Raw genomic sequence first — 6,675 nt, 5'->3', positions numbered from 1 at the left:
CACCGGGAAACGGTCTAATAGAAGAACTCTATTGGACATTATCACCAAGTGACACTGGGAAACTGTCTAATAGAAGAGCTCTATTGGACAATATCACCAAGTGACACTGGGAAACTGTCTAATAGAAGAGCTCTATTGGACATTATCACCAAGTGACACCGGGAAACGGTCTAATAGAAGAACTCTATTGGACATTATCACCAAGTGACACCGGGAAACGGTCTAATAGAAGAGCACTATAGGACAATATCACCAAGTGACACCGGGAAACGGTCTAATAGAAGAACTCTATTGGACATTATCACCAAGTGACACTGGGAAACTGTCTAATAGAAGAGCTCTATTGGACAATATCACCAAGTGACACTGGGAAACGGTCTAATAGAAGAGCTCTATTGGACATTATCACCAAGTGACACCGGGAAACGATCTAATAGAAGAGCTCTATTGGACAATATCACCTAGTGCAACGGTGAAAAGGTCTAATAGAAGATCTCTATTGGACAATATCATCAAATGTCACGGTGAAAAGGTCTAATAGAAGAGTTCTATAGGACATTATCGCCCAGTGACACCGGGAAACGGTCTAATAGAAGAGCTCTTAAATATTGGGTAAGGACTTCGATTTTTTTTATAAGGTAGGGGCTTATATTGAATTCTAGGTCATTAATTTCATTTAATAGATAGTCATCCTTCCCTCTAATAATCTTCAAAAATTGTTCTAACACCTCGTTATGTTTGACAAGGGTCTTCCCTAATTGTTTTCCCTCATGGGTAAGATATACTCTCCCGTATTGCTCAAATTTCACCCATCCCTGATTGGACAGTTTCCTTACCATCCTGGAAACAGTAGCCGGATTAACACTGAGAACATTTGCTAGTTGTGAAGGAACAACTTGGTCAATGGGATCTGCAAGTAAATACATATGTTTTAAATACTGTTTCATTACAGATGAAAGCAAATAGTTAACACCAACCTTTCATTTATCTAAAAAAATTCACCTAAACCTTATTTTTTTTACTGGACTTAAAAAGTTGCGTGAGGTAAAATCTTATTATTAAAAGTATGCTGAATTTATTGAAAATTAACAATGTAACTTCAACTATGAACAATAGGGGGAAAGAAAAAATTTAAAACTGGTAATAACAATGATTTTTCCTGTAATTTTTGCTGATTACAAGAACATAATGGCGGATGAAAATTTTGAGCGCGGGAAAAAAATTTTATTTATGAATTTTTGTTGGTTAGAGGAAATATTTTGAAGGCATTAAAATATAATGAAAATAAAGCGAGATGATTTGAATGTTTAAATCAAAACGGGAAAAAAGTAAAATCCTTTTAAGCTCTTACGTATGTAAATTATTAGGAATAATAAATGAACAAGAATTTGAGACTATTTTAAACCAATTTCAATCCAAAGATTCTCCGAACTAAACAGGAATGTCATAAGGACCTCTTAATAAGATAAGCAATAGCCTATATTTTTTTATCAAAAAGTTTACTTTAGGCAATTTTTATGCGCGTAGTCAAAATTTACAAGGATTAGTTATGAAGGAGGAGAGATCAAAAGTGAGTTCAAAAGAGGCTGTGGTTGAAAAAACTGATGTGGATTTTGTTGATGCAAGTAAATCTTGGAAAAGGCAAAACGATAATCCTAGTCTTCAGGAAGTTTATAAGACGATTCCTATTAAGAAAACAGGAAGCTTTTTCAGAAAATTGTTAGGTTTTATTGGTCCAGGTTATTTGGTGGCTGTTGGTTATATGGATCCTGGAAATTGGGCAACTTCGATTGCAGGGGGATCAGCATATGGGTACACGCTTCTTTCCGTTATTCTAATATCCAATTTGATGGCAATGTTATTACAAGCTTTGGCCGCGAAGTTAGGAATTGTTTCTGGCAGAGACTTGGCTCAGGCTTGCAGGGATCATTATAGTAAACCGGTATCTTTTGTACTGTGGATTTTATGTGAATTAGCGATCGTAGCTTGTGATTTAGCAGAAGTGATTGGTTCTGCAATAGCTTTAAATTTATTATTTAACATCCCTCTTGTATATGGAGTATGCATAACAGCCTTGGATGTTTTACTAGTGTTACTCCTCCAGAATAAGGGCTTCCGCTATATAGAATCAGTTGTTATTGCTCTAATTGTGACTATTGCTGTCTGTTTTGGAATTGAAATGGCCTTGTCAAAGCCTGAAATTGGGGGAATTCTAACTGGATTTTTACCGAGCAGTGAGATTATTTCCAATCCTAAAATGCTCTATATTGCTTTGGGGATATTGGGTGCAACGGTTATGCCACATAATCTTTATCTCCACTCGTCCATTGTTCAAACCAGGAAGTTCGATGACACGAAAGAGGGAAAAAGGTCTGCCATAAAGTTCGCCACGATTGATTCAACCGTTGCGTTAATGCTTGCTTTGTTTGTGAATGGTGCAATCCTAATCTTATCCGCAGCTGCTTTCCATACTTCCGGTCATCAAGACGTTGCGGAAATTCAGGATGCTTATCACTTACTAGATCCATTACTTGGTTCAGGTATTGCATCCATTCTTTTCGGTGTTGCATTATTGGCTTCTGGTCAGAATTCTACTTTAACTGGAACACTTGCGGGTCAGATTGTCATGGAAGGCTTTTTAAATATTCGTCTAAAGCCGTGGATACGCCGATTGATCACAAGGTCGATTGCGATTATACCAGCAGTTGTCGTAACCTTTATATTTGGTGAAAAAGGGACTGGTCAATTACTGATTCTTAGTCAAGTAATCTTATCACTGCAACTCTCGTTCGCTGTTGTTCCACTGGTCATGTTTACTAGTGATAAAAGAAAAATGGGTGAATTCGTAAATAAAGCTTGGGTGAAATGGCTAGCATGGTTTGTTACATCCATTATTATTGTCTTGAATGTCTATTTATTATGGGGAACTTTTTTCTAGATTAATGGAATTGAATATATGTAGATTTATTACGGAATACTGAAAGCTGCCACTAAAATGGCAGCTTTCGTGCATTTCTGAGAGTGGTGATTTTGATTATTATAATTAATCAACATTTAGAGAGCTTAGAAAATCTAAGCTCTTTTGTTATTTCATACATAATATACAATCTCTTTTGAAAGGAAGAATGAGCATATATAATTGTATATTATTGAGTTGGTTATTTCCTTCGATAAAACATTTTTTATAAATTGGTACACTTTTAAAAACCTGCATTGAGGATGCGTCGTCTAAAAGATAGTAAGGAGGGGGAGAAACGTGGAAGAATTAACAGCAGATGTGATAGAAACTGAAGATAAGGAAGTTCTTATCGATGAAATTATGACTAGATACGGGCAGGAGATCTTGCAGCTTGTATATTCTTATGTGAAAAATCAGGGGCTTGCTGAGGACCTGACCCAGGATATTTTTATTAAATGTTACAAATCTTTACATACATACAGCGGAAAATCGAAGCTGAGGACGTGGTTATGGCGAATTGCCATCAATCATTGCAAGGACTACCTGAAAAGCTGGTATAACAGGAAAGTTATCATGACGGACGAAGAACCAGCAAACAGCAAAACGAAGAAGGAATTGGTTGAGCAGGTAGTGATCCAAAAAGAAGAGGATGATGAGTTGATAGCAGCGATAATGAAGCTGCCGATTAAATATCGTGAAGTGATTTATCTGTTTTATTATGAGGAATTGCCGATTAAGGAAATCGCAGTACTTACTGATACAGGTGATAACACGGTTAAAACCAGATTGAAACGCGCAAAAGAACTGCTAAAAGAACGATTGGAGGCATAATTCATGGAGGATCGTTTAAAGAATTTAAAAAAATCAATGGATCGAACTACTTTTTCTCAGTTGAATTTTACCGAGCAGCATAGAGAAGACATTCATGAAAAAATTAATAAACAGTACGAGAATGAAGAGGATATCTTACTAGCTGTCTTGCAACTTCTTGTCCATGAGAAAACCGGCTTCGAATTAGCAAAACTTTTACGAGGGCGGGGCATTCGAAAATTCGAGGATAACGAAGGATTTCTATATATTCTTCTCCATCGATTGGAACAGAACCAATGTATCCAAGCAACATGGAACGAATCGGAAGTAAAATCTTATCGGCTTACTGATAAAGGCAAAAAAATCTTGCAAAAAGCAGTAAAACGACAATCAAAAAAACGATTTGCTTTTAAAGAATTGCTTGAGGGGTGAGACCAACGTGGCAAATAAAAAGTATATTTTTTTAAATGAGGTCACAGAACAAATTAAGTCAAAGGAAGCCAAGAAATATGTTGCGGATGAATTAGGTTATCATTTACAGGAAGCAAAGAATTTATGGTTGGAGAAGGGATTACCGGAAGCAGAGGCCGAGGAAAAGGCCATTGAGCAAATGGGCAGCCCGATCAAATTGGGAAAACAGATGAACAAGCTTCATAAGCCAAAGGTTGATTGGTTCATGATAATCCTATTGGTTACCACATTAGGACTTGGATTTTTACCGTTGGTTTCGCTTGGGTACATGGAGGATACTAGGCATTTTTCTATTGTAAAAGGCGTTACAGTTTTACTTGGTGCTACTGTAGCTGTAGGAATAATGTTAATCGATTTTCGAAAATGGAAAACGTGGGGATGGTTGTTTTTTTCCTTAGGGATTATCTTTTTACTCACCATCAGGTTTTTTTCTAATACGATGATTAATGGGGTACCGCTGCTTAGAGTCCCGTCCATTATTACATTAGAAAGCTCAATGGCTTTACCATTCTTTTTCCTAAGTTGGGCTTCATTTTTTAGTAACGAGCGGTTTAAAATTTGGCAAGTTATTATTTTGTTTTTCATTCCATTTCTCTTATTCTTCAGTGTCCCGAGTATTGACAACACCTTTATGTATACTTGCATGGTAATTGTGATGCTTTGGTGGAGTAGATTTAGCCGTAAAACAATACTGGCAATTATGGGGATCATGTTTGGTTTATTTATGGTAATTGGGATTCAATTCCTGAAGACTTTCCAAATAGAAAGAATTCTTGTCTACTTAAACCCTGAAAAATATTCGAGTGGAGCAGGTTACTTTATACTACGTGTGAAGGAATTAATGGGAAAGGCTGGCTGGTTTGGTAACCCGGTGAACAAGGAATTTATTCCTTCAGCACATACGGATTTTGTTTTTGTAAGTTTAACCTATATGTACGGCTGGTTATTTGCAATAGCACTGGTCATCATACTCTCACTTATTATGGTGAGATTTATTGTCATCTCTAATAAGATCTATGATTCTTTCGCTAAGCTTCTTCTGATTGGTGCTACAGCACTTTATGGTGTGCAGCTGGCTAGTAACATCGGAATGGCACTAGGGGTTTTTCCACTTACTTCAATATCATTGCCATTTATTAGCTATGGGTTGATGCCAGTTTTACTAAATTCCTTTCTAATCGGAATGGTGTTAAGTGTTTATCGCAGAAAGGATTTGATATCAACTCGTTTTTGCTAGTGGTAGAGAAGTTTCCCCATGATTGAACAAAAAGTATTCTATTTAATGAAGATAAAATAGGATTTATTGTTAGGAAGGAACCAATGTTTCTACCTTTATAACAGTTCAGTTAGCGCCCTTATTCTTCCAAAAAGGGAGTTAGCTAATGAAGAAGAAGTTAGAAATATTTTTAATTCTAAAGTTGCTGACCATTCATGAATTAAGGAATAAACCTAAACATCAAAAAGAGCATAGCTTTAATGCTCTTTTTCTAATTTTTTATGCAGGAACGCTTTATTACTAATGTAAGCAGAATAATATAACAAGAATATTTAATAAAAGAATAGTAAAATGAATCATTTTAAGTGGTATAATTTACCTATATGAATATACTAGAGGTGCACATTAGTTAGAAACTGCGAAGAAAAGATTATATATAAATTAGCAAACAAATAATAATTTTTTTCCGATAGAAAAATAGTGGTTTTTTCAGGAGGTATTATATGTTAGGTCATTTAGGATTTTCATATATAGGTCTGATATATTTATTGATGTTATTTATTCCAAATATCATTTGGAGTAAGAATCAGCCAATAGATTATGACTATACCCAAGAAAACAAAATATTATTATTGTTTGAACGTGTTGGACAAATATGTTGTTCGTGTAGTGTAGTGATTTTTAGTGATTTTAACATTGCTTCCTTTTCAGCATGGAGTTTTTGGCTACTAGCATCATTTTTACTTATGATTCTTTATGAGATTTGTTGGGTTAGATATTTTACTAATGAATATACAGAAGAAAATTTTTATCGTAGTTTTTATAGGATTCCCGTACCTCTTGCGAGTCTACCTGTCACGGCTTTTTTATTATTAGGCATTTATGGTAAAGTTGTTTGGCTAATTGCATCTTCTATCATACTTGGTATAGGACATATAGGAATACACATTCAGCATTTAAAAGCGATAAAATAGTTAATAAAGAACAGGGGGAAGGGGTTTTGCCTTCCCCCTTAAATTATTGTTCTAGGTAGTCCAGGTTTTAATCTTTAATGTCTCTTAGTAGAGAATTCAGGATTTGTAAAAACTGAAGTTGTGTAATTCAATTTATAAGTTGAGAATGTAAAGCTCACGTCAATTGGTGCCTACTGCCCAAATGTAGCAAGATAAGCGAATAAAAAAGCAGTGCCGGCACTATAAAAGTGTTGGTACTGCCTTAT

7 protein-coding genes are annotated in these 6,675 nt (G+C 35.5%); 6 read left to right on the top strand and 1 reads right to left on the bottom strand.

Annotated features, from left to right (window positions below; all coding sequences use genetic code 11):
• Nucleotides 1-548: 548 nt before the first annotated feature.
• Nucleotides 549-962: a metal-dependent transcriptional regulator gene (locus tag RTR43_RS25210; RefSeq protein ID WP_312476746.1), complete on the bottom strand. Its 414-nt coding sequence runs from the start codon at nt 960-962 to the stop codon at nt 549-551.
• A 608-nt stretch (nt 963-1,570) separates the two neighbouring features.
• On the opposite strand from RTR43_RS25210, the gene RTR43_RS25205 reads away from it, so the two are divergent.
• From RTR43_RS25205 to RTR43_RS25180, 6 genes are all read left to right on the top strand, one after another.
• A complete protein-coding gene (locus RTR43_RS25205; protein WP_396954629.1) occupies nt 1,571-2,938 on the top strand; it encodes an Nramp family divalent metal transporter in 1,368 nt (455 codons plus the stop codon).
• Between the two features lie 318 nt (nt 2,939-3,256).
• A complete protein-coding gene (locus RTR43_RS25200; protein WP_312476743.1) occupies nt 3,257-3,790 on the top strand; it encodes a sigma-70 family RNA polymerase sigma factor in 534 nt (177 codons plus the stop codon).
• Between the two features lie 3 nt (nt 3,791-3,793).
• Nucleotides 3,794-4,201, top strand: coding sequence for a PadR family transcriptional regulator (locus RTR43_RS25195; protein WP_312476740.1), 408 nt, complete (start codon nt 3,794-3,796; stop codon nt 4,199-4,201).
• 7 nt (nt 4,202-4,208) lie between these two features.
• On the top strand, nt 4,209-5,477 hold the full coding sequence (locus RTR43_RS25190; protein ID WP_312476737.1) for an FtsW/RodA/SpoVE family cell cycle protein: 1,269 nt from the start codon (nt 4,209-4,211) through the stop codon (nt 5,475-5,477).
• Between the two features lie 145 nt (nt 5,478-5,622).
• Nucleotides 5,623-5,760 carry a hypothetical protein gene (locus RTR43_RS25185; RefSeq protein ID WP_312476735.1) on the top strand — a complete coding sequence of 46 codons (138 nt, stop codon included), beginning with the start codon at nt 5,623-5,625 and terminating at the stop codon, nt 5,758-5,760.
• Nucleotides 5,761-5,959: 199 nt separating this feature from the next.
• The gene (locus RTR43_RS25180; RefSeq protein ID WP_312476733.1) at nt 5,960-6,430 is read left to right on the top strand and encodes a hypothetical protein; all 471 of its coding nucleotides are present in this window, start codon (nt 5,960-5,962) and stop codon (nt 6,428-6,430) included.
• Nucleotides 6,431-6,675: the final 245 nt, after the last annotated feature.

Source organism: Neobacillus sp. (assembly GCF_031988165.1).
GTDB classification, from domain to species: Bacteria; Bacillota; Bacilli; order Bacillales; family Cytobacillaceae; genus Neobacillus; species Neobacillus rhizosphaerae.
This window is presented reverse-complemented; position numbering and strand designations above follow the sequence as displayed.